Raw genomic sequence first — 22,373 nt, 5'->3', positions numbered from 1 at the left:
GACACAACTGAGCAACCGACAAAAGGGGCACGGCTTGGCGCAGCAGTACGAAAACATCCTGGTGGAACTCCGTGGACGGGTAGGCCTGGTGACCCTGAACCGGCCGAAGGCGCTCAACGCGTTGAACCAGGCCACCATGAATGAGATCGTGGCCGCCGTGTCGGACATGGATGCGGATCCCGGGGTGGGCGCCGTGGTGATCACCGGTTCCGAGAAGGCCTTCGCGGCCGGCGCCGACATCAAGGAGATGGCCTCCAAGGGGTACATGGAAATGTACGCCGCCGACTGGTTCCGCGCCTGGGAAAACCTCACGCGCCTGCGCATTCCCGTGATTGCCGCGGTGTCCGGTTTCGCCCTCGGCGGGGGCTGCGAACTTGCCATGATGTGCGATTTCATCATTGCCGGGGACAACGCCAAGTTCGGCCAGCCGGAAATCAACCTCGGCGTCATTCCGGGCATGGGCGGCTCGCAACGGTTGACCCATGCCGTGGGCAAGGCCAAAGCGATGGACATGATCCTCACCGGGCGGTTCATGGACGCCAATGAAGCCGAGCGGGCGGGACTCGTTTCCCGCGTCGTGCCCGCCGCATCCGTGGTGGAGGAGGCCCTGGAGGCCGCCAAAGTGATCGCGTCCAAGTCCAAACCGGTTGCCATGGTGGCCAAGGAAGCCGTCAACGCAGCCTTCGAAACCGGCCTCTCCCAGGGTGTCCTGTTCGAGCGCAGGATCTTCCACTCATTGTTTGCCACCGAGGACCAAAAAGAAGGCATGGCGGCGTTCACCGAGAAGCGCCAGCCGGAGTTCAAGCACCGCTAGGCCCGAGCTCGACCGGGTATTCGAGCGCGTGGCCGTATTGGGACCACCCGCCCGTGAAGAGCCGCCCTTGTCCGAGGCCGGCGTGCTCCAGGGCTAAAAGATTGTGGCAGGCCGTCACCCCGGACCCGCAATAGCTGATCACGTTCTCGGCCGATGTGATGCCCGCCGTGGCGAAGATGCGCAGCAACTCGGCCTTGCTGCGCAGTTTCCCGGCGGGGTCCAGGTTCTCCCTGCACGGGACGTTCCGCGCGCCGGGCACATGCCCGGGCCTTGGATCGATGGGGTCCTGCCTGCCCTCGAATCGGTCGCGGTTGCGTGCGTCCACGGCGAGGTTTGATTCGATCGAGAGCTCGTGGATCTCCGCCAGGCGGTTCCTGGGCCACGGTTGTGCGGTGAAATCACCTCCGGGCCTCGAAGGATGTTCGGTTTCCAAGGGCCCTTCATAGCTCGCCAACCCGCCATCCAGAATGGCGGAGCTGTGGCCTGTGGCGCGCAGCATCCAAACCAAGCGTGCGGCGATGACTCCGCCGGCGTCGTCGTAAGCCACCACGATGTCGTCGTCGCTGATTCCCACTTCCCGCATCCCAAGGGCAAAATCTTCCGGCGGGGGGAGCGGGTTTCTTCCCTTGAGAGGCGATCCCTCAGCCGAGAGCCATCGATCCAGGTCGACAAAAACGGCACTGGGGATGTGCCCGCCGTCGTACGCCGCCCGGCCCGAGCGCCCGTCGAGGTACCAGCGCACATCGGCCAGTACCACGCGGCGACCGTTTTGAGATAACCATTCGACGTCGACAAAGGGTTCCACGGCTGAGCTCATGGCCACAATGCTACGTGCGAGTCTCATTATTTGATATGTGTATCTCGCAATGTGGTCAAGAGGTGGTGGGCCTACGCCGGTGGGGTTCAGTCCGTGAAGTCGCCCGCCGCCTTGCGGAAGTCTCCCAGTACGCGGATCAGGTGCTCGACGTCTTCGTCCCCGAAACCGGACTGGCCGAACACCTCGTTGTTGAGCGCCGTCGTCGCGCGCTTCGCGAGGGTGCGGCCCTCCGCGGTGAGTTCGATCAGCGTGGTGCGCCCGTCAGTGGGGTGCGGGGAGCGGACCACGAGGGCTGCCTTTTCCAGACGGTCGACGGCGTTGGTCACCGAGGTCGGATGCACCTGGAGCAATGCGCTGGCCTTGTTCATGGGCAACGCGCCGCTGCGGGCGAAACTCAGTAGCGCCAGGAGTTCGTAGCGCGCGAAGGTCAGGCCATACGGTTTCAAGACCCCCTCGATCCGCGCCAACAGGATCTGCTGCGTGCGCATGATCGCGGTGATGGCCGCCATGGGCGCGGCGACGTCGCCCCAGCCGTGGCGTTCCCAGTTTCGCTGGGCGTCGGCGATGGGGTCGCGGGGGAGTGGGCTGCCCACGGTACCTCCTGACATTGCTTGGCTGCCTATTCTTTCAGACTCGGGAACTCGTCCTCGGTGTACTCCACACCCAGGCCGGCCGGCAGCGGACCATCGCCATGGCGGGCCACCTCCGTGCCCCGAAGTTCGACGCGCCTGATCTTGCCGGAAATCGTCTTGGGCAGTTCGCCGAATTCGAGCCGCCGGATGCGCTTGAATGGCGCCAAATGCTGCCGGCAGTATCTGAGGATGTCCTCCGCCACAGCCGGGCCGGGCTCGTAGCCGGCGGCGAGCACCACGAACGCTTTGGGCACCGAAAGCTTCACCGGATCCGGAGAGGGCACGACGGCGGCCTCCGCCACCGCGGGGTGTTCGATCAGGACGCTTTCGAGTTCGAAAGGGGACAAGCGGTAGTCCGATGACTTGAAGACATCGTCCCCGCGGCCCACGTAGGTAATGACGCCGTTCCCGTCCCGGCTGGCCATGTCGCCCGTGTGGTAATAACCGTCGCGGAAAGCCTCGGCCGTCTTTTCCGGGTCGCCGAAGTAGGACTTCATGAGCCCCACGGGGCGGGGGTCCAGGCGCAAGCACAGCTCGCCGTCGTCGGCCTCTTCGCCAGTGGCAGGGTCAACGAGCACGACGTCGTAGCCCGGCAGCGGCCGTCCCATGGAGCCTGTCTTGACCGGCTGCCCCGGAGTGTTCGCGACCTGGACTGTTGACTCTGTCTGGCCGAAGCCGTCGCGGATGGTTTGGCCCCAGGCCCTCTCCACCTGCCCGATCACCTCGGCGTTGAGCGGTTCGCCCGCTGAAACCACCTTGGTGGGCGGGGTTTTGAGCAGGGTCAGGTCGGCCTGGATGAGCATGCGCCATACTGTGGGCGGGGCGCAGAAACTCGTGACTCCTTCGCGGCCCATCTGTTCCATGAGGGCCTTGGCATCGAAGCGGTCGTAGTTGTAGACGAAGACGCAGGCCTCGGCGATCCAGGGCGTGAAAACGTTGGACCACGCGTGCTTGGCCCAACCGGGGGACGCCACGTTGAGGTGGACGTCTCCAGGCTCCAGGCCGATCCAATACATCGTCGAGAGGTGCCCGACCGGATACGAGGTGTGGGTGTGCTCCACCAGCTTCGCCCGCGACGTAGTGCCCGAGGTGAAGTAGAGGAGCATGGTTTCGTCGGCGACGGTGGGGGCGTCCGGGACGAACGTCGTCTCTGCGGAACCCGATTCGACATACTGAAGGGCACCGGGGGTCTGGCCGTCGCCCACTTCAATCAGGGTGTAATCGCCCGGGACCTCGGCAAACTTGGCGATATTGGCGCTTCCGACTGCGGCCCAGCGGGCGCCGCCGCGTTCCACGCGATCCGCGATGTCGCGTGGGCCCATGAGCGTGGTGGTGGGGATCAGGACCACACCGAGTTTGATCCCGGCGAGCACGAGTTCCCACAGTTCCACCTGGTTGCCGAGCATGATGATCATGCGGTCTCCCCGACGGACGCCCTTGGTTCGGAGCCAGTTGGCGAGCTGCGAGGACCGTGCGGAGAGCTCGGCGAAGCTGCGGCGGGTGGAGCTACCGTCCTGCTCGACGATGACGAGCGCAGGGTTGTTGGCCGTGCCGGGATTGGCTGCGATCTGGTCGAACCAGTCGAGCGCGAAGTTGAACTCACTGAAGCGGGGCCACTGGAATTCGCTGTGTGCGCGGGAGTAGTCGGTGCGCAGCTCAAGGAGCCGGTCGCGGGCTGCACGGAAGTCGTCGGTGACTGTCATTGTCTGCCTTTCGCCCTGCGTGGAATGGGTAAACGCGGACCGGGAAGGGGCTGCCCGTGTGATCCGCCTCACCTGCAATATACTAGGACATCCAAGGGTTTGGAAGAGGCAGCCGTGCGGTGCTGCGTCCCGTCACGCAGGGCAGGCTTTTGTGGAATGACGACGGCGGCGCCCCCCGCTACGGCGCGGCAGATCGCCGTCGTGCGCTGCAAAAAGTCGCTCGGCGTGACGGCGGCGCGCCGGTTCAGGCGATTGCTATTTCCACCACGTGTCGAAAATCGTGACCGGAACGGTGCGCTTGTGCCGCGTGCGCAGGTACTTCTGTTCGATGGTCTCCGCGACCTCGTCGGAGACGTCCCGGCCTTCGAGGTAGTCGTCGATCTGGTCGTACTTGATGCCGAGCTCGTCCTCGTCGGTGCGGCCGGGTGTGCCGTCCAGGAGGTCGGCCGTGGGGACCTTGTCCCAAATGCGGGACGGGGCGCCCAGCGCGGCGAGGAGTGCACGGTTCTGCCGTTTGTTGAGGCCGAAGAGCGGCAGGATGTCCGCGCCGCCGTCGCCGAACTTGGTGAAGAACCCCGTGACGGATTCGGCTCCATGGTCCGTGCCGATCACCAGGTAGTTGTGCTCGCCGGCGAGGGCGTACTGGGCGGTCATGCGGGCCCGGGCCTTCGTGTTTCCCTTGTGGAAATCCGAGATGCGCGCGCCCGTGGTCTTTTCGAACTCATCCTCGAAACCGTCCACTGCGCGCGAGATGTTGAATGTCCATTCGGTCTTGGCCTGGATGAAGTCGAGCGCGGCCTGGGCGTCGTCCTCATCGTGCTGGGTGCCGTAAGGGAGTCGGACGGCCACGAAGTTCGCCTCGACGCCCTCGGCCTCAAGCTCTTGGACGGCCAGCTGGGCAAGCCTGCCGGCAAGGGAAGAGTCGAGTCCGCCGGAAATGCCCAGGACAAAGCCCTTGGTGTGTGTGGCCTTGAGGTATTCCTTCAGGAACGTGACGCGTTTGCGGACCTCCTCGGCAGGGTCGATCCGGGGCTGGACGCCCATTTCCGCAATGATCGTGGCCTGGAGTGTGCGCATGTCCCCAACACTAGTAACCAGTACTTGAAACACTCAACTGTGTCACCTCAAGTGTCACGCCAATCGAGGAACGCTCGCTCAGATATGGGCGCCAATCGACGAACGCTCGCTCAGATGATGTGAGCGAGGGTCGCGCCAAAACGCACTATAAGTGAGCGAGCGTCCTGGGAGGGGCTGCGCCGTCGTGTGTCCGGGCTGTTTGTCACCACCCCCGAGCTACTTCGACGATCGCTCGCTCAGATATGGGCGCTAATCGAGGAACGCTCGCTCATGATGTGAGCGAGGGTCGCGCCAAAACGCACTATAAGTGAGCGAGCGTCGGTGGGGATTACGACGGCGCGGTGCCCGTCGACGCCCGGACCGTGAGGTGCGTGGGCATGACCGCCAGGCGCCGGCTGGTGCCGCCGTATTGGGGATTGAGCCTGGACAACAGCATGGAGACGGCCACTCGCCCGGCCTGTTCAATGGGCGACGCCATGGTGGTCAGGGGAGGGTTGCAGAAATCGGCTCCGAAGATGTCGTCGCAGCCCACAATGCTCATGTCATCGGGCACCCGAATACCGCGTTCGCGCAGGCGCTGCAGCATTCCGATGGCCAGCAGGTCGTTGAAGACAATGCACGCAGTGGCCCCAGTGTGCACTGCGGCGTCCGCTGCGGCCGCTCCGGAGGTGGTCTTGGGCGCGAACGGCCCCACGCTGAACGTGGTCAGCTTCCGCTCGGTGGTTTCGTCCTGGAATGCCTGCCACCGCTTGGCATTGGACCAGGACGTGGCCGGGCCTCCAACGAAGCAAATACGTGTGTGCCCCAGCGAGACCAGATGTTCCAGCGCCTGGATGATGGCTGACGGCGTATCGATCACCACGGTGGGTGCGATAGCCGGAGCCCGGTTGATGGTGACCAAAGGCTGCTGTGCCGCCGCCTCGGCCAGCTGCGCATCCGTCAGGCGGGACGCGGCAAGAATGAATCCGTCTGCCGAGCGGCGCATTTTCTGCAGGGCATCTGCTTCCATCTCCGCTGATTCCTCGGTGTCTACGAGCAATTGCGTGTAGCCGGCGGCCTTCAACTGGTGCTGCGTCCCACGGATGATGTCGAAGTAGAACGGATTGGTGATGTCCGGAACCAGGACGGCAACTGTCTGGGTGCGTCCGGAGCTGAGCCCGCGGGCCTGGGAGCTTGGAATGTAATTCAGTTGCGCGGCCGCTTCTTCGATCCGCTCGCGCGTTACCCGGTTCACTCGGCCGGGATTGCTCAGGGCCCTCGAGACTGTTGATGTTGCCACTCCCGCAAGCTCCGCCACATCGCGGATAGTGGGCTGCCTGCCTGGTGACTGGAGCTGGAGTTCTGCCATCGCCTAGGTGTTCCTCATCTGCCGCAGCCGCTCTTCAACGAGTGACTTGTCCCACAATTGCAGCACCGATGACAATTTTTGGCAATCGCTTGTCATCGCTGTTGCGCTTCCCTAGACTCGGAGAAATCACCCGATGTGACGCGCACCACGCCAATGAGGCCATCGGGTCTCCAGGGAGGAAAACAATGAAGTTTGCATCGTCCGCCAAATTTGCCGCTGTTGTCGTAACAGCCGCCCTAGCTCTGACCGCCTGTGGAGGCGGAAGCACCAGCTCCGGGGGGAGCGTCGGGCCCGTCGACGGGAAGGGCAAGAAGCTGAGCGTCCTGACAGGCGTCAACAACCAGTACTCTGCCCAGCAAAAGCAGTGGTTCACCGACATTGCGGCCAAGTTCAAGGCCCAGACCGGTGCCGATGTCGAATTCGAAACGTTCGCGTCGGCCAACGACGAACTGACCCGCATCCAGACCTCCGTCGTCTCCGGACAGGGACCCGACGTCTACAGCCTTGGCACCACCTTCACGCCCACCGCGTACGCAACCAAGGCCTTCGTGACGTTGTCCGACGACGACTGGAAGAAGGTAGGCGGGAAGGACAAGTTCAACCAGGCCGCCCTCGGAATTTCCGGCCCGGACGCCCAGCACCAAGCGGGCATTCCCTTTGTCAGCCGGCCGTTCGTGATGGCCTACAACAAGGACATCCTGAAAGCAGCCGGAATCGACAAGCCCGCCACTAGCTGGGACGAGCTCGCAACCCAGGCCAAGAAGATGACCGACGCGTCCACCGGCACCTTCGGCCTGGCCACCGGGTACAAGGACAACTTCGACCCCTGGAAGTTCATCTGGGCCATGTCCGTCCAGGCAGGAAACCCGCTCGTGGACGGCAAGACGCTCAAGCTTGACGACCCGGCCGTCAAGAAGGCCTATGAAACCTACTTCGGTTGGCTTACTAAGGACAAGATCGTCGATCCGGCTTCCATCGGGTGGAGCAACAGCAACGCCGTTGCCGCCTTTGCCTCAGGCAAGGCCGGATACCTCATGATGACGACGTCGAGTTCCCTCCCGACGCTCGACAAGTCGGCTGTCGCGGGCAAGTACGCCTACACGGCCATGCCGACGACGGCCCCGGGCCAGTCCTCTCCGCAGGGCGACGGTGCGAATGCGGCCAGCATCCTGTCCGGTGACAACGTGGTTGTTGCCGACTACTCGAAGCAGAAGGACCTTGCCTTCGCTTACATCAACCTGATCACGTCCAAGGACGAGCAGTTGAACTACCAGAAGATCTTCGGAGACCTGCCGGCCAACGCCGAAGCCCTGAAGGCCCTGAGCAACCCCGCGCTCCAACCGGTTGCCGATACCGCGGCGAAGTCCAAGGCCACGCCGTTCACCGGAGCCTGGGGCGACATCCAGCTCGCTCTCCTCAACGTCGTGGTCCAGTCGATCCCTGATCTCTCCAAGGGTTCCGTGGACGACTCGAGCCTCCAGACGCGCCTCAAGGACGCACAAACCAAGGGCCAGGCCTCACTCGACCGGGCATCGAAGTAAGTAGGAACTGACATGTCCACCGATTCATTGACTGCGGGCAAGTCCACGCGCCGCAAGTCGTCCCGCGCTGCCAAGCCGGACCCGCAGTCACCGAATGACACTTCCCGGCGTCGCAAGGGGCTGAGCGAACGCAACCGCCCCTTGTGGATGCTGATTCCAGGCGGCCTGCTGATGACAATCATCATCGTGGTGCCGCTCCTGCTCGGAATCTTCATGTCGGGGCTGGATCTGGACCAGTATTCGCTGCGCAAGTGGGTCAGCGCTCCGTTCATCGGAGTCCAGAACTTCGTCGAAGCGCTGACCGCATCGCCTTTGCTGCACGCCATCTGGCTCAGCGTCAGCTACTCCTTGCTCGCCATGGTGGTCACTATCCCGCTCGGCATCGCCGGGGCAGTCGCCACCCAGAACGCGTTCAAGGGCCGGGCAGTGATCCGTTCCATCTTCCTGATCCCCTACGTCCTCCCTTCCTTCGTGGTGGCGACGGTGTGGCGGACCATGTTCCAGCCGGGCAGCGTCATCGACTCCATGCTGCATTCGGTGGGCATCGACCCCGGACTGTGGCTCAACGGTCCCCAGTCGTATTGGACGCTCATCCTCGTCCAGATCTGGGCGTCTTGGCCGTTTGTCTACCTGCTGGCTTTGTCAGGGCTCCAGTCCGTGGACCATGAGGTCCACGAGGCCTCGGCCCTTGACGGCGCCCTGTGGTGGAACAAGCTCCGCTACGTGGTGTTCCCTTACCTGAAGGGTCCGCTCTCCTTGGCATTCCTGATCGGCATGCTGCACCACATCAACAACTTCACCTTGCCGTTCGTCCTGTTCGGGGTACCTGCTCCGTCCGATGTGGAACTGCTCCCGATCCTCACCTACGTCACCAGCTTCCAGAGCTTCCGGTTCGGGCTCAGCGCGGCCATGGCGTTCATCTCGCTGATCCTGATCGCGATTCCCTTGTTCGTCTATCTGCGTGCCGTCAAACTCGACGACGCCGAAACACCCGGAGGCAAAAAGTGAGCACCGCAACTACCGCCGTCGGACGCAAATCGAAGGAGGACTTCCGTCCGGGCTCCAAGCGCCAGCATGAAGTCACCCGGCTCATGCCAGGGCCGATGCTCGCCATCATCCTGACTCTGTTGTGTGCCCTGGTGCTGATTCCGGTGGCGTACATCTTCCTCGCGTCCGTGAACTCGGACATCGGCGTGGCCAGGGGCGAGTTCTTCCCGTCCAGTTTCTCCTTTGAGAACTACTCGACCATCTGGACGAGCGTTGGACTGGCCACCGGCTTGGCCAACAGCGTGCTTGTGGCCGGTTCCACCGCCGTTGTCTCCGCGCTCATGTCGATCGCCACCGCCTACGTCCTGGTCCGCTACCAGTTCCGCGGCCGCTTGACGATCCTTCGCGGGCTGCTGGGACTCCAGTCGGTTCCCGGCACCCTCATGGTCCTTCCGGTCTTCGTCCTGTTCTCTTCGTCCGCCACCTATCTGGGCATCCAGGTCATCGGCACGCAGTGGGGCTTGTTCATCACCTATTTGACGTTCGCGATGCCGTTCTCCACCTGGGTGATGGTCACCTATCTGCGCGGCCTGCCGCGCGAACTCGAAGAAGCGGCAAGGATCGACGGTGCCAGCAACCTGGGCGTGCTGGTGCGGATCATCCTCCCGCTGAGCTGGCCCGGCGTCGTCGTTTCCGGCATTTTCGCCTTCCTGCTCGGCTGGAACGACGTCCTGTTCGCCTCAGTCATGACGCGGCCCGAAAGCCAGACGGCCGCCGTCGCGCTCCAGGTCTTCGGTGCCTCGCAGGAAGGCGGCGCGATTCCCTTCTACGGCCAGATGATGGCAGCTTCCCTTGTGTGTGCTGCCCCGGTGGTCATCCTGTACCTGATTTTCCAGCGTTACCTAGTGGGCGGCCTGACCGCCGGAGGAGTCAAGTAACTATGAGCACGCCAGCTGTTGAATGGGAGCTCTCGGGCTTCGGCGACGAGATCGACGACGACCCCAAGATCCAGATTGCCGTGATGCAGGCATTGGGAGCCAAGCACATTGAGGTCCGCAGCGCCTGGGGCACCAACATCGTGGATCTGGATGACGCACAGCTTCGTGAATTGAAGTCCTTGCTGGATGCCGCGGACATGAAGGTTTCCGCGATCGCCTCGCCGATCGGGAAAGTGGACGTTTCCCTCCCCGTCGAGCACGAGGTGGAAAGGCTCCGCCGGGCAGTCAACGCGGCACAGGTCCTGGAATCCCGCTACATCCGGATCTTCTCCTTCTACTACGGCGAGGACGTGGCGGTGGAGAGCATCCGGGAGGCGGTCATCGAACGCATGCGTGCCCTTGCGGACGTGGCGGAAGAGTCCGGCGTCGTTCTTCTGCACGAGAACGAGAAGGACATCTACGGAGACATCCCCGAACGGGTCCTGGACATCATCGAAACCGTGGCCTCTCCCGCGCTCAAGGTGGCTTGGGACGCGGCGAATTTCGTCCAGGTAGGCGTCAAGCCTTTCGAGGACGGCTACGCCAAGCTCCGCCCACACCTTGAGTACCTGCAGGTGAAGGATGCCTTGTTCTCGAACGCCCACGTGGTCCCGGCGGGCGAGGGCGACGGCGATGTGCTCCGCACTGTCGAGGCCTTGAAGGCCGACGGCTACACGGGTTTCGCGAGCCTCGAGCCGCACTTGGCCGGCGCCCACGGACTGGGCGGTTTCTCCGGCCCGACGGCGTTCGGGATCGCAGCGAGGGCATTCGCGAAAGTCCTCAATGAAGCAGGAGTGGAGACGAAGTGAGCGAGGCCTCAAACGCTTCCGGCGCGGAGATCCGGGCCGCAATCGTAGGGTGCGGCGTGATCGGCCGCACCCACTCGGCCGCGGTCCGCGAATTCCCGGAGATCGTCATCACGGCCCTTGTGGATGTGGTTTCCGAGGCTTCCGAGGCGCTCGCCACCAAGATCGAAGCCCAGGGCGACCCGAGGCCGGCAGTCTTCCTGACGCTCGCCGAGGCGCTCGCCGCTGTACCCGTGGACCTGGTCATCGTCTCGACGCCCAGCGGGCTGCATATCCAGCAAGCGCTGGAAGCGCTCGACGCCGGCAAGCACGTGGTGATCGAAAAGCCCCTTGACGTTGACTTGGTCAAGGCGGACGAGATCCTGGCCGCGGCCAAGGCCGCCGAGGCCAAGGGCTTGGTGGCCACGGTGATCAGCCAGCACCGCTTCGATCCGGCCAGCCGGGTGGTGGACGAGGCCCGCCGAGCCGGACGCTTCGGTACGCTGACCTCGGCCGTCGCCTCGGTCAGCTGGTGGCGGAGCCAGGGCTACTACGATTCGGGCGCGTGGCGCGGAACCTGGGCCATGGACGGCGGAGGCGCCATCATGAACCAGGGCGTGCACACCGTGGACCTGCTCTTGTGGTTCCTCGGCCGGCCCCTTGAGATCAGCGCCAAGACCGCCCTTCTCGCCCACGAAGGTGTTGAAGTGGAGGACACCGCCGTAGCTACCGTCACCTTCGAGTCCGGGGCCCTTGCCGTGCTGCACGCGACGACGGCGGCGTACCCTGGCTTGACGGTCCGCCTCCAGGTGATGGGCAGCAAGGGTTCCGCAGTGATCGACAACGACGACCTCGCGTACTTCCACGCATCAGACGCCGCCGATCCTTCGGAGAGCAGTGCGATGGGCATCCTCGGCGGCGGGAACCAGGCCGCCGTCGAGCTCGCCAAATACCCTGACGACACCGTCGAAGCACTGGATCCCACGGTGTACCCGGCTGGACATGTCCGGCAGTACCGCGACATCGTCGCGGCGATCCGGGAAGGACGCCCCGCGGGCGTTACCGTCCGGGACGCCGTGACCGCCTTGGCCACGGTGCGCGCTCTGTATGTCTCGGCAACCCTGGGCCAGCCGGTGCTGATCGACGATGTCATAGCGGGCAAGTACAACAACGTGGAGGTCCGTACTGGCGGGGCTGCTTCCCACCCGGACGCCCGCGAGGAGGTATCGGCATGAAGTTCTCCGTCTTCACCGCATCCACGCCCGAGTGGTCGCCGCAGGAAGCCGCCACCAAGCTCGCCGCCCAAGGGTGGGACGGCATCGAATGGCGGGTCACGGACCAGGCAGAGGCAGCAGAACCGGGCTTCTGGGCAGGGAACCGTGCCACCTGGCCCATGACGGGCCTGGAAGATTCGGTCCCGGAGATTGCCCGGCTCACCGCCGATTCAGGGTTGGAATTCTCCGGCCTCGGCGGCTACGCCCGCTGCGACAACCACGACGACGTCGATCGGGTCCTCGCGGCGACAGCGGCCTTGGGTGCCAGGCAGGTCCGGGTGAACGTGCTGCCGCTGGGCAACTCGAACATGGGCGGCCCGGAACCCACAGGCCTGCCCTACCCGGAACTCTTTGCCGCCACCCGGGAACACTACGAGTGGGTTGCTTCCCGTGCAGCACACCACGGCGTCAAAGCCCTCGTGGAACTTCATCATGGAACCGTGACGGCGTCGGCCTCCTCGGCCCGTCGATTGTTGGAAGGCCTGGATCCGCGGCATGTCGGCGTTATCCACGACCTCGGCAATCTGCTGATCGAGGGCTGGGAATCACCTTTGCCTGCCCTCCAGCTCCTCGGCCCCTATTTGGCACATGTCCATGTGAAGAACGCCCGCTGGGTCCGAACCGACTCGAAAGACGATTCGGGTGCGGCCGTGTGGGTCAACGAATGGGCCCCTCTTGCCGAGGGCCAGGCGAGTGTCCTCGCCTACTTCCGGGCGCTCGCTGACGTCGGCTACGACTCCTGGGTCACGCTGGAGGACTTTTCCACCGAGCTTCCCTTGGAGGAACGGACGGCGTCCAACTTGGCTTATGTCCGCAAGGCAGCCGCCTTGGCGGGGTTCGCCGTTGTCGATCCCGCTTCTGCATCCTGACCGGGCGTCCACGCCTAAACACAGCAGCCGCTTGCCTTTAGGAGGCAAGCGGCTGCTGTGTTGTTTGGAGGTTGCTCAGATGGTGCGCGGTGCCTTGGCCAGGTTGTCCTTCAGTTCCGCAGCGTTCTGCCGCACCACGTAGGCCGGGCGGTCACGCTCCACGCGCCAGCTCTCATCGAGCGGGCCGATGTTGACGGTGTCGAAGCCGAACTCGTCGTAGAGCTTCGCCACGAGTTCCGCCGCCTCGGGGTAGTCGCTGGCGGTGGCCAATGCGCGGCGGTTCTCGGCGCCTGACGGGGAGCCGTCAGTGCCGATCTCCTTCGCCATGATGTGGTTGAAGCCCTTGGCGACCTTGGACGTGGGCAGGTGCTTCTGCAGCAGGCCCGACGTGGTGGCCTCGCCCTTGTCGAGCTCCGGGATGCGGCCGTCCCGCTCCCAATAGTAGTTGTTCGTGTCGATCACAATCTTGCCCGCGAGCGGTTCCACGGGAATGTCCTGGTAGCTCCTGAGGGGAACGGTCACGACGGCGAAATCGCCCGCCGCTGCTGCCTCGGCCGGTGTTGCGGCCCGGGCATGTTCGCCAAGCTCCGCCACCAGTTCCGCCAGGGTTTCCGGTCCCCGCGAGTTGCTGATCACTACGTCATAGCCAAGCTCGACTGCTTTGCGGGCGACTTGGCTGCCAATGTGTCCTGCACCGATGATTCCGATTGTTGTCATATGTGCGGGAACACCGCCTCCCGCGCAGATATTTCACAGGTTACGGCGGGTGACGTGCCGGCGCCGTGGACAGTGCATGACGCTCGCCATTCCCTTGCGTCGAACGGCTTTACGTAGAATGGGCACCATGACTCCCGCTGTTGACACTGCCGCTGCCCGTGCCCGCCTCCTTGAATTGATCAAAGAACTGGCGGTTGTCCGCGGCAAGGTGATCCTTTCCAGTGGTGCCGAGGCGGACTACTACATCGACTTGCGGCGCATCACCCTCCACCACGAGGCTTCGAAGCTTGTTGGCCAGGTGATGCTCTCCATGATCGACGACGCCGGAATCGCCGTTGAGTGCGCCGGTGGCCTGACGATGGGTGCGGACCCGGTCGGGACCGCCGTGATGCACGCCGCGGCCGACGCCGGCCGCGCGGTTGACGCCTTCGTGGTGCGCAAGGCCCAGAAGTCCTACGGCATGGGCCGCCAGGTTGAGGGTCCCTCAGTGGAAGGCCGGAACGTCGTGGTTCTCGAGGACACCTCCACCACCGGCGGCTCGGCACTGACCGCCGTCGAGGGCGTCCGCAAGGCCGGTGGCAACGTGGTGGCCGTGGCCGTCATCGTGGACCGCAACACTGGCGCCAAGGAAAAGATCGAGGCCGAAACCGGCGTGCCGTACCTCTTCGCCTTCGGCAAGGACGAGCTGGGACTCGACTAACTCTGCCAAGGCCGGGCGGGTTTGAAGGGACCGTGTGCCCGTCCGCCGAAGCGCCTAAGCTGGCTGCGTGAACTATCGGGCGGGGAAATTCCCTCGGAGGCAGCAGCGCTGGCAGGACCCGGGCTCCCTTGCCCGGGTGCTCCGCCAAGCCGCCGAGCTGAAGAGCTTTTCCCGCCGTTCCTTCCTGATTGGAGCCGGTGCTTCCACGGCCCTCGCAGCGGACATGCTGTTCACCCGCCAGGTCCAGGCGGAACGCCGCACCACCAAGATCCTCCCGGTCGGGGACGATTTCGCGGAGTCGTACTACCCCAACTCGAGTTGGATCCTCTTTCCCGGCTATAAGACGAGCTGGGAAGAGGCCCAATGGATCCTCAACTCGATCCGCGGTTCGCTCCGGCAGCGCGGCCAGATGGCCGCCGTCGGATACTCCAACCTGGGGATGGAAGTCACTGAGGTGGTGGACGCTGTGCTCGCCTATATCAATGAGCGCAAGCTGAACACCCTGTATTTCTACGGCCACAGTTTCGGCGGGATGTTGGCCACTGAGGTGGCCGCACGCCTGCGTGAACGCAACGTCAGCGTCAAGCTGATCCTGTTGGATTCCTCGCCGTTCAGTAAGTACGACATCCTCGACCAAAGCTGGTTCGACGGCGTCGTGTTCTTGTACGAGAGCGGCTTCCAGGTTCCGTCAGTCCTCCGCGGCGGCTATGAGCTGGGCGAGCGCGTGGTGAACAAGCACGAACGCACATGGGGGCAGATCTGGGACCAGACCTTGGAGCAGCTCTCGCCGATCGCGCCGTCGAGCGTGCTGATCCAGAGCGAATCGGACTACATCTACCACTTTGACGGCACACGGTTTGTCGACGGGCTGGGAGACACCCGCATGGCCTTCATCGGAAACCCGAACGATGACACCGTGAACTACGAAACCGCCCGGGCCGCGTGGGCCAAGGTATTCCCCCTCAACATCGCGTCCACGGGCCGCAGGACCGACGGCGCCCGCCCCGCCCATGCGAGCCCGCAGTGGAATCCCTTTATCTACAATCCGATCATTGAGGACCTGGAGAACGAACTGTTTCCGCTGCCCCGGGCCGGCTCGCGGGTGGTGTTCTACTGACGGTGCCTCCCTACCTGCGCCGCAGTCCGTCCAGCTCGGAACCGCTGAGGCCGGCGACGCGCAAGTAATCCGCCGCGTCGCCGAACTCGTGCCCGAAACGGTCCAGGAAGTATTCCATCGCGGCTTCGGGGGATTGCAGCAGCATGAGCGAGGGACTGAATGCCTCCTCCGGAACCTCGGGGACAGCCAGCCGCCAAGCTGCTGACATTGTTTCCAGCATTGTGGGGAGGGCCGCGGTGCTTGCGGCGTAGTCCGCCACGACGGCCGCGCGGTCAGCGCCCGTCGCGAGGAGCGCCAGAGCGGATACGACGCCGGTGCGATCCTTGCCGAGCGAGCAGTGGATGAGCGTCCGCTTGCCTTGGGCCGCGGGACGCAGCGATTCGGCCACCCAATCCGGGCGGGCGCGAACCCAGCCAAGGTACAGCTCGCCAAGGTCTTCGGCCGTGTGGATCGATTGGAGCCCAGCAGAAGCGGTACGCGGATCGAGGGGGTTCTCCACGAGCTCCACCGCGCCGTTGGCAAGTTGCCAGGGCACGATGGCGCGCTCGTACGCGCTCCGGAGATCCACGACGGCCTGGATGCCATGACGTTCCAGGAACGCGGCCGTCGCCGCGGTGTCCATGCCAAATGGCTGGCTGCCCCTCAGGATACGGCCACCGGCCAGGGACCGGAGGTTCAGCACAGCCATGGCACCGGCCCTTCTTCTTAGATCTGGTTTTTGAGGTCCGCTACCGAGTTCAGGACCTGGTTCGGCCGGAACGGGAAGGCCGCGATGTCCTCCCGCTGGGTGATGCCGCTGAGCACCAGGACCGTGTGCAGCCCGGCTTCCATGCCCGCGATGATGTCGGTGTCCATGCGGTCACCGATCATTGCCGTGGTCTCGGAGTGCGCGTCGATCTGGTTCATCGCGGAACGGAACATCATGGGGTTTGGCTTGCCCACAATGTAGGGCTCGCGGCCGGTCGCCTTGGAGATAAGCGCGGCGATGGCGCCGGTGGCGGGCATCGGCCCGTCCTTGGAGGGACCGGTGGCATCCGGGTTGGTGGCGATGAAACGCGCCCCCGCGAGGATCAGCCGGATGGCCATGGTGATCGCTTCGAAGGAGTAGGTGCGGGTTTCGCCGAGCACCACGAAGTCCGGGTTCTGGTCGGTGAGGATGAAGCCGGCCTCGTGCAGCGCCGTCGTGAGCCCTGCCTCACCGATGGTGTAGGCGCGGTTCCCGGACTCGGAGCCCTGCACCTGGTCCTTGAGGAACTGGGCCGTGGCCAGGGCCGATGTCCAGATGTTCTCTTCCGGGATTTCCAGGCCTGAGGAGCTCAACCGGGCTGCCAAGTCCCGCGGCGTGAAGATGGAGTTGTTCGTGAGGACGAGGAATCGCTTGGAGGTGTCCACCCAGCGCTGGATCAGTTCAGCCGCTCCGGGAACCGCTTGGTTTTCGTGGACAAGGACACCGTCCATGTCCGTGAGCCAGCATTCGATTTCGTGTCCGTTGCGGTAAAGGGCTGAGCTCTTGGGGGCCTCGGTTGCGTTCTCCATGCTTTTCCTCCGCGTAGTGGCTGCTTCTCGTCCCAAGTCTTTCATCTTTCGGTCTCCGAGACACCCGGGTGTCCTGCGTTACGGGGCCGGGTATCGGCGCCGCATGCGGCACTGGCCGGGCTAGGGTTGAGGAGTGACTGACCGGCCCCAGAACCCTGCCCCCACCGACTCCGCTGCTGTCCCGCCCATCCTCTCCTCTACCGAAGGGGAGTCCGAAGCGAAACCGGAGGTCGGCGTCGGGCCCTGGGAGGGCGACTGGCCGGAAGGCGAGCAGTGGGACCCGGACCTCCTGGCGGACGGCGACCGCCGCAATGTCGTGGACAAATACCGGTACTGGAAGCACGAAGCGATTGTCGCGGACCTGGACGCCCACCGGCACGATTTCCACATTGCCATTGAGAACTGGCAGCACGACCTCAACATCGGCACCGTAGTGCGTACGGCCAATGCGTTCCTCGCCAAGGAGGTCCACATCATCGGACGACGCCGGTGGAACCGTCGCGGCGCCATGGTCACCGACCGCTACCAGCACGTCCGCCACCACCCCACCGTGGAGGATTTCGTGGAGTGGGCGCAGGGGGAGGGGCTGGCCATCATCGGCATCGACATCTTCCCCGATTCCGTGCCGCTGGAAACCTACGAACTTCCGCGCAACTGCGTCCTCGTGTTCGGGCAGGAGGGCCCCGGCCTGACTCCCGAGGTGCACGACGCCGCCGTCGCCACTTTGTCGATTGAGCAGTATGGTTCCACGCGGTCCATGAACGCGGCGTCGGCCGCGGCCATCGCGATGCACGCCTGGATCCGCCGGCACAACTTCGGCCAGCGCGTGTCTTGAGTCAGCCCGTCCTGAGAGGACCCGGCGGCAAAAGGTCCGCAAGTGTTACCCGTCTCCGTGACCGGAAACACGGTGTCGGATTCTTCAGTCGCTAGGATGGTGCCTAGCCGTATAGGTCTACTCCAGGGTCAACAAAACCCACAGACGAAAATCAGCATAGGAGTCAGCATGCCCATCGCAACCCCAGAGATTTACTCCGAGATGATCGACCGCGCGAAGGCCGGTGGATACGCGTTCCCGGCAGTGAACGTGACCTCGTCGCAGACCCTGAACGCCGCCATCCGCGGCTTTGCCGAGGCCGAATCGGACGGCATCATCCAGGTCTCCACCGGTGGTGCTGCCTACTGGTCCGGCGCCTCCGTCAAGGACATGGTTGCCGGCTCCTTGGGTTTCGCGGCTTTCGCCCGCGAAGTCGCCAAGAACTACAACGTGAACATCGCCCTCCACACGGACCACTGCCCGCAGGACAAGCTGGCTGATTTCGTCCTGCCGCTGCTGGCCGCTTCCGAGGAAGCCGTCAAGGCCGGCAAGGACCCGATCTTCAACTCGCACATGTGGGACGGTTCGCACGAGACCCTGTCCGAGAACCTGCGGATCGGCCGCGAACTCCTGGAACGCGCAGCTGCGGCCAAGATCATCCTCGAGGTTGAAATCGGCACGGTCGGCGGCGAGGAAGACGGCGTCGAGAACGAGATCAACGAGAAGCTCTACACCACCACCGAAGACGCCCTCGCCACCATCGAGGCACTCGGCGCCGGCGAGAACGGCCGCTACCTGACCGCCCTGACCTTCGGCAACGTGCACGGCGTGTACAAGCCGGGCAACGTCAAGCTCCGCCCCGAACTGCTCAAGCAGATCCAGGCCGAGGTCGGTGCCAAGATCGGCAAGACCAACCCGTTCGACCTCGTCTTCCACGGCGGCTCCGGCTCCACCGAGCAGGAAATCGCTGACGCTGTTTCCTACGGCGTCATCAAGATGAACATCGACACCGACACCCAGTACGCGTTCACCCGCCCGGTTGCCGGACACATGTTCTCGAACTACGACGGCGTCCTAAAGGTCGACGGCGAAATGGGCAACAAGAAGACCTATGACCCCCGCGTCTGGGGAGCCTCCGCCGAAGCCGGCATGGCTGCCCGCATCGTGGAAGCCGCAAAGCAGCTCGGTTCGGTAGGCAAGACCTTCTAATGTCCGACGAATTCCGCAAGAACCTGATGGGCCCGGAGCCGACGCTTCTCCCTGCCGAGACCGAGGTATACCAGCACCTTGCCTTGGGGCAGGAGGCCCTGGACCTCGTGGCCAAGTACCCCACGTCTTCGTTGCTGTGGGCGATCCTGGCCGAAGAAGCCTGGGCTGACGGCCGGACCATCGATTCCTATGCGTATTCCCGCGTGGGTTACCACCGCGGACTGGATTCGCTGCGGCGCAACGGTTGGCGCGGCGTCGGGCCCATCCCGTGGGAGCACGAGCCCAACAGGGGATTCCTGCGCGCCCTGTACTCCCTCGGCCGGGCATCTGCCGCCATCGGCGAGGCTGAGGAACCGGAGCGGATCGAGAAATTCCTGAACGACTCCGATCCCGCCGCGAAGGCAGCGATCGAAGGCTAGGACAAGTGAATTAAACGCCGACGGCGGCCTCCCACTCAGGTGGGCGGCCGCCGTCGCGCTTTCCCCACCCAACTAACTCGCAGTTAATGTCGTTATGAGGCGTCATAACGACAACAAATGCGAGTCAGTTGGGTCGGGCGGGTCCTAGGAGACCGGGGTGAGGCCGGTCCGGGCCATGGCCTCGGCGTAGGCGCCATGAATGAGGTCCAGGTACTCCTGCTGGCGCGTGGGGGAGCCGGCGAAGGAACGCCCACCGAGCGAGCGGACCTTGAATGTCTTGAAGCCGCGGCGGTGGATGCTCTGCGGAGCAGCCTTCATCAGCTGGTCTGCCAATCGATGGGCTTCATTGCCGTGGGCTACCAGCACGGACGTGCGCGGCACGATCGCCAGCAGGCGCAGGAGCGGTTTGAGGCCTTCGGTGATGTTGGCAGGAGTCAGCTTGCCCGGTTCGCCGTCGGGCTCGATCCACGGGTAGACGTTCCACGGCATCATGAGTTCGGGACGAAGGCCCAACTGCCACTGCATGCCCACCATGCGGGTGGTGGCATCCGCGTCACCCGGGACGATGAAGCCCGAGCCCTCCGTGGTGCGGGTGTTGGAGAAAAGGCTGATGATGCGGCACTCGTCAACGCTGTGGACGGGGTCCACGTAGAGGACTTCGCTGCCCGGCTTCTGTTCTTTGAGGGAATCGCAAAGCCCCGTGACCTCGGCGATGTGGGGTTCGAAACGTCGGTTCCAGAGCTGCTCTTCGCGTGTTTCAGTCGCCAGGTCTTGCATATGGGCTTGGGTCTCCTACGTGTAGCGAGGCGCACTTATCCGGCCGGGAGCGGTTTGCCGCGACCGGTCAGATTGGGTGCAGTGTTGGGGGCTGGTTAACTCTACCGGAACGGCGGTGAGCTGTGGGGTGAATCGGGACTTCTGTGGTGGGACTCTCGACGGCGGGAGCCGGCTTCCGGGCATGGACCGGGCCGTGCGCTAGGCCGTACGTTAACGGAAACGGCACCATCCCGATGCATTCGGGACGGTGCCGTTTCGGAAGTACCTTGCTACTGCTTGTTCTCGTTCTGGTCGTCGCTTTCCTTGGTCCGGGAGACCACGGTGCCGTTCGATTCGTTGAGGATAAGCTTCACGTCCCGCGCGTTGTCAAAGTTGAACATCGCGTTGATGGAGCCGGCCTTGGCGTCCGCCGAGGAGTCGCCGATCTGGCCGGTGTGCCAGTTGTCCTCGATGAAGCGAAGGATGGATGACTGGTCCGTCTGGGTGTGGTCCACGAAGTTCTTCTTCGCGAAGGGCGAGATCACCACGAGCGGCTGGCGGGGGCCGGGGCCGCAACGGTCCGCATAGCCTCCGGCCATCGGGACACCCTTGTTGTACGCGTTGAGGCACCATGCGGCGTCGTCAGTGGTGTTGGAGGAGTTCTTCACGCCAGCCGCGACGTGGTCGTACCAGCCATCGGAGTCATCGTAGGCGAGGACGATTGCGGTGTTTTCCCAGTTCTTCGAGTTCTGGATGGCGTTCACCTGCTGCGTGATGAACTTCTGCTCGTCCAGGGGATCGGAGTAGCCGGCGTGGCCGTCCTGGTAGTTACCCGCCTTCAGGAAGGAGACTGCAGGCATGTTGTCCGAGTTGACCACCTTCGCGAAGTCCGTGGTGTCGTACTGGTGGTTGGCCTGGCCGTTGTGTCCGATTTCGTCCACGCTGGCCGGAGCAAGGTGGTGGGGGTTGGACGTTGACTTGTAGTACTGGAACGGCTGGTGGTGCGGGTTGTAGTCAGTCACCGTGGCACCCGCGATGTTGGTGTGGGTGGTCATGCAGGCTGCCGGCGTGGTGTCCGTGGCCGGCGTCGTCGGGGCGAAGCCGCCCTGGAACCAGCCCCAGCTGACGCCCTTGTCGTTGAGCAGGTCGCCGATGTTCTTGCCCTGCATGCCGGCGAGGTTGTTCTTGCTTGCGTGGCTCTTGTTGGAGCAGTCGTCGTAGACCGGATCCGGGTCTTCCGTCATGGTGCCGACGCCGTTCGCGTCAGGGAACTTGACCGTGTAGTCGCTGCTTGCCGGCTTGACGGGCTGTCCGGCGGCGGTGAATTCGGTGACGCCGTGGGTCTGGCCGGACACGAGGTTGAGCGCGCCGGGGCTGGACGGGCCGAAAACGGTGCTGAAGTGTGAGTCGCTCATGGCGAAGTTCTGGGCGTAGTTCCAGATCCCGGTGACGGTGTTGCCGTCGTAGTAGTCCATGGTGAGCCCGGGACGCCCGAACTGGCCACCCGAACAGGTGTCCATACTCGTGTTCTCGACGAACTTGTTCATCAGGCCACCGTTGTAGGCCTTCTGCTCCGCGGTGTATTCGTGGTCCTGGTCGCACGTGATTGCCTGGCCCGGAGTCAGCCGCTGGGGCTGGACCGAGTTGGGATTGTTAGGTGCCAAGAGCTTGTCGTTGGCGAGGGTGGCGATGTTTTTCGGAGTGTTCTTGGCCGCCGTGAACGCGGGAGCCGCTGCGCTGCTGCCTTGCTGGGTTTCGCCTGCCGTGTTGGCTGCCTGCGGATACGTCGCGAAGTAGTGGTCGAAGGAGACGTTCTCGCCGAAAATTACGACGACGTGCTTGATAGGCGTCGCGGTGTCCTTGTGGTCGTTATTGGCCGAGGCCGGCGTCAGGCCGAACCCGATCATGCCGGCAGCGATCGTGGATGCTGCGAGTGCGCTCACTCCTGCCGTTGACAAGAGCCGCTTGTTGCGAAAATTCATTGATTTCCCTTCAGATTCACGGAAGTGCCCGCTGGGGGTGAGGATTCACAAAGAATGTAGCCGCTCGCCTGGGGCCCGAGGGCCGTTTTGGAGGCTCGAAGCGGACTGTTTGGGAAGAGTTCACATTCTGCTCACGGGGAACTTCGAGGGCGCCCTCCCTGTTTTCATGTCGCCTTCCGACCGTGTGACAACAGGTCCAAGAGCCGCATCGGCTAAACTTGGCTGGTAAGAGCCCCGGAACTCTTGCTGATCCCGCCGATGAACTTTTGCGAAAGTCTGCGGGCAGGACCGAAAGATTC

22 protein-coding genes are annotated in these 22,373 nt (G+C 63.9%); 12 read left to right on the top strand and 10 right to left on the bottom strand.

All coding sequences use genetic code 11. The annotated features are described in order from the left end of the window. The first annotated feature begins 34 nt into the window (after positions 1 to 34). A complete protein-coding gene (locus AC3WJM_RS15465; RefSeq protein ID WP_307052885.1) occupies positions 35 to 814 on the top strand; it encodes an enoyl-CoA hydratase in 780 nt (259 codons plus the stop codon). Here AC3WJM_RS15465 and AC3WJM_RS15460 read toward each other — a convergent pair. The 5 genes from AC3WJM_RS15460 to AC3WJM_RS15440 form a co-directional block, all read right to left on the bottom strand. Continuing rightward, positions 801 to 1,631 (bottom strand): sulfurtransferase, encoded by an 831-nt coding sequence (locus AC3WJM_RS15460; protein WP_492272295.1) that lies wholly within the window; start codon positions 1,629 to 1,631, stop codon positions 801 to 803. The two genes, AC3WJM_RS15465 and AC3WJM_RS15460, sit on opposite strands and share 14 nt — an antisense overlap. 86 nt (positions 1,632 to 1,717) lie before the next feature. Beyond that, positions 1,718 to 2,224 carry a MarR family winged helix-turn-helix transcriptional regulator gene (locus AC3WJM_RS15455; protein ID WP_492272294.1) on the bottom strand — a complete coding sequence of 169 codons (507 nt, stop codon included), beginning with the start codon at positions 2,222 to 2,224 and terminating at the stop codon, positions 1,718 to 1,720. Positions 2,225 to 2,250: 26 nt separating this feature from the next. Further along, complete coding sequence (locus AC3WJM_RS15450; RefSeq protein ID WP_492272293.1) at positions 2,251 to 3,966, bottom strand: AMP-binding protein; 1,716 nt, start codon at positions 3,964 to 3,966, stop codon at positions 2,251 to 2,253. Between the two features lie 255 nt (positions 3,967 to 4,221). Continuing rightward, positions 4,222 to 5,043 (bottom strand): NAD(+) synthase, encoded by an 822-nt coding sequence (gene nadE, locus AC3WJM_RS15445; protein WP_284991247.1) that lies wholly within the window; start codon positions 5,041 to 5,043, stop codon positions 4,222 to 4,224. 328 nt (positions 5,044 to 5,371) lie between these two features. Then, positions 5,372 to 6,391: a LacI family DNA-binding transcriptional regulator gene (locus AC3WJM_RS15440; RefSeq protein ID WP_284988616.1), complete on the bottom strand. Its 1,020-nt coding sequence runs from the start codon at positions 6,389 to 6,391 to the stop codon at positions 5,372 to 5,374. A 185-nt stretch (positions 6,392 to 6,576) separates the two neighbouring features. On the opposite strand from AC3WJM_RS15440, the gene AC3WJM_RS15435 reads away from it, so the two are divergent. The 6 genes from AC3WJM_RS15435 (at position 6,577) to AC3WJM_RS15410 (ending at position 12,824) form a co-directional block, all read left to right on the top strand. Next, a complete protein-coding gene (locus tag AC3WJM_RS15435; RefSeq protein WP_059388497.1) occupies positions 6,577 to 7,932 on the top strand; it encodes an ABC transporter substrate-binding protein in 1,356 nt (451 codons plus the stop codon). 12 nt (positions 7,933 to 7,944) lie between these two features. Beyond that, positions 7,945 to 8,940: a carbohydrate ABC transporter permease gene (locus tag AC3WJM_RS15430; RefSeq protein WP_332602486.1), complete on the top strand. Its 996-nt coding sequence runs from the start codon at positions 7,945 to 7,947 to the stop codon at positions 8,938 to 8,940. Positions 8,941 to 9,023: 83 nt separating this feature from the next. After that, complete coding sequence (locus AC3WJM_RS15425) at positions 9,024 to 9,857, top strand: carbohydrate ABC transporter permease (protein ID WP_307052942.1); 834 nt, start codon at positions 9,024 to 9,026, stop codon at positions 9,855 to 9,857. A gap of 2 nt (positions 9,858 to 9,859) precedes the next feature. After that, positions 9,860 to 10,705, top strand: coding sequence for a sugar phosphate isomerase/epimerase family protein (locus tag AC3WJM_RS15420; protein ID WP_284988621.1), 846 nt, complete (start codon positions 9,860 to 9,862; stop codon positions 10,703 to 10,705). Then, positions 10,702 to 11,916, top strand: a complete 1,215-nt coding sequence (locus tag AC3WJM_RS15415) for a Gfo/Idh/MocA family protein (RefSeq protein WP_284988622.1) — start codon at positions 10,702 to 10,704, stop codon at positions 11,914 to 11,916. The genes AC3WJM_RS15420 and AC3WJM_RS15415 overlap by 4 nt, the downstream gene beginning before the upstream one ends. Then, positions 11,913 to 12,824, top strand: coding sequence for a sugar phosphate isomerase/epimerase family protein (locus AC3WJM_RS15410; RefSeq protein WP_284988623.1), 912 nt, complete (start codon positions 11,913 to 11,915; stop codon positions 12,822 to 12,824). Before AC3WJM_RS15415 ends, AC3WJM_RS15410 begins: the two co-directional genes overlap by 4 nt. 75 nt (positions 12,825 to 12,899) lie before the next feature. On the opposite strand, the gene AC3WJM_RS15405 is transcribed toward AC3WJM_RS15410, so the two are convergent. Further along, positions 12,900 to 13,541 carry an NADPH-dependent F420 reductase gene (locus AC3WJM_RS15405; protein WP_284988624.1) on the bottom strand — a complete coding sequence of 214 codons (642 nt, stop codon included), beginning with the start codon at positions 13,539 to 13,541 and terminating at the stop codon, positions 12,900 to 12,902. A gap of 127 nt (positions 13,542 to 13,668) precedes the next feature. On the opposite strand from AC3WJM_RS15405, the gene pyrE reads away from it, so the two are divergent. Together pyrE and AC3WJM_RS15395 are read left to right on the top strand one after the other, a co-directional pair. Next, positions 13,669 to 14,241, top strand: coding sequence for an orotate phosphoribosyltransferase (pyrE, locus tag AC3WJM_RS15400; protein ID WP_268023778.1), 573 nt, complete (start codon positions 13,669 to 13,671; stop codon positions 14,239 to 14,241). A 67-nt stretch (positions 14,242 to 14,308) separates the two neighbouring features. Then, positions 14,309 to 15,358 (top strand): thioesterase domain-containing protein, encoded by a 1,050-nt coding sequence (locus AC3WJM_RS15395; RefSeq protein ID WP_284988625.1) that lies wholly within the window; start codon positions 14,309 to 14,311, stop codon positions 15,356 to 15,358. A 10-nt stretch (positions 15,359 to 15,368) separates the two neighbouring features. Here the strand turns inward: AC3WJM_RS15395 and AC3WJM_RS15390 are convergent, their stop codons facing one another. Both AC3WJM_RS15390 and AC3WJM_RS15385 read right to left on the bottom strand, forming a co-directional pair. Continuing rightward, the gene (locus tag AC3WJM_RS15390) at positions 15,369 to 16,046 is read right to left on the bottom strand and encodes a tyrosine-protein phosphatase (RefSeq protein ID WP_059388501.1); all 678 of its coding nucleotides are present in this window, start codon (positions 16,044 to 16,046) and stop codon (positions 15,369 to 15,371) included. 17 nt (positions 16,047 to 16,063) lie between these two features. After that, a complete protein-coding gene (locus tag AC3WJM_RS15385) occupies positions 16,064 to 16,894 on the bottom strand; it encodes an HAD-IIA family hydrolase (protein ID WP_113990628.1) in 831 nt (276 codons plus the stop codon). 187 nt (positions 16,895 to 17,081) lie between these two features. Here AC3WJM_RS15385 and AC3WJM_RS15380 point away from each other — a divergent pair, with 187 nt between their 5' ends. The 3 genes from AC3WJM_RS15380 to AC3WJM_RS15370 all read left to right on the top strand — a co-directional run bounded on the left by AC3WJM_RS15380 (position 17,082) and on the right by AC3WJM_RS15370 (position 19,336). Then, positions 17,082 to 17,729, top strand: a complete 648-nt coding sequence (locus AC3WJM_RS15380; protein ID WP_332602644.1) for a TrmH family RNA methyltransferase — start codon at positions 17,082 to 17,084, stop codon at positions 17,727 to 17,729. Positions 17,730 to 17,825: 96 nt separating this feature from the next. Next, positions 17,826 to 18,917, top strand: coding sequence for a class II fructose-bisphosphate aldolase (gene fbaA / locus AC3WJM_RS15375; protein WP_268819367.1), 1,092 nt, complete (start codon positions 17,826 to 17,828; stop codon positions 18,915 to 18,917). Then, on the top strand, positions 18,917 to 19,336 hold the full coding sequence (locus tag AC3WJM_RS15370; RefSeq protein WP_059388503.1) for a DUF3151 domain-containing protein: 420 nt from the start codon (positions 18,917 to 18,919) through the stop codon (positions 19,334 to 19,336). Before fbaA ends, AC3WJM_RS15370 begins: the two co-directional genes overlap by 1 nt. Before the next feature lie 144 nt (positions 19,337 to 19,480). Here the strand turns inward: AC3WJM_RS15370 and AC3WJM_RS15365 are convergent, their stop codons facing one another. Next, positions 19,481 to 20,113 (bottom strand): uracil-DNA glycosylase family protein, encoded by a 633-nt coding sequence (locus tag AC3WJM_RS15365; protein WP_059388504.1) that lies wholly within the window; start codon positions 20,111 to 20,113, stop codon positions 19,481 to 19,483. A gap of 269 nt (positions 20,114 to 20,382) precedes the next feature. After that, positions 20,383 to 22,074, bottom strand: coding sequence for a phospholipase C (locus tag AC3WJM_RS15360; RefSeq protein WP_492272292.1), 1,692 nt, complete (start codon positions 22,072 to 22,074; stop codon positions 20,383 to 20,385). Between the last annotated feature and the right edge of the window lie 299 nt (positions 22,075 to 22,373).

Source organism: Arthrobacter sp. FW306-1B-G06A, assembly GCF_058781765.1.
The sequence above is the reverse complement of the archived record's forward strand: the minus strand, read 5'-3'. Positions and strand labels throughout refer to the sequence as shown.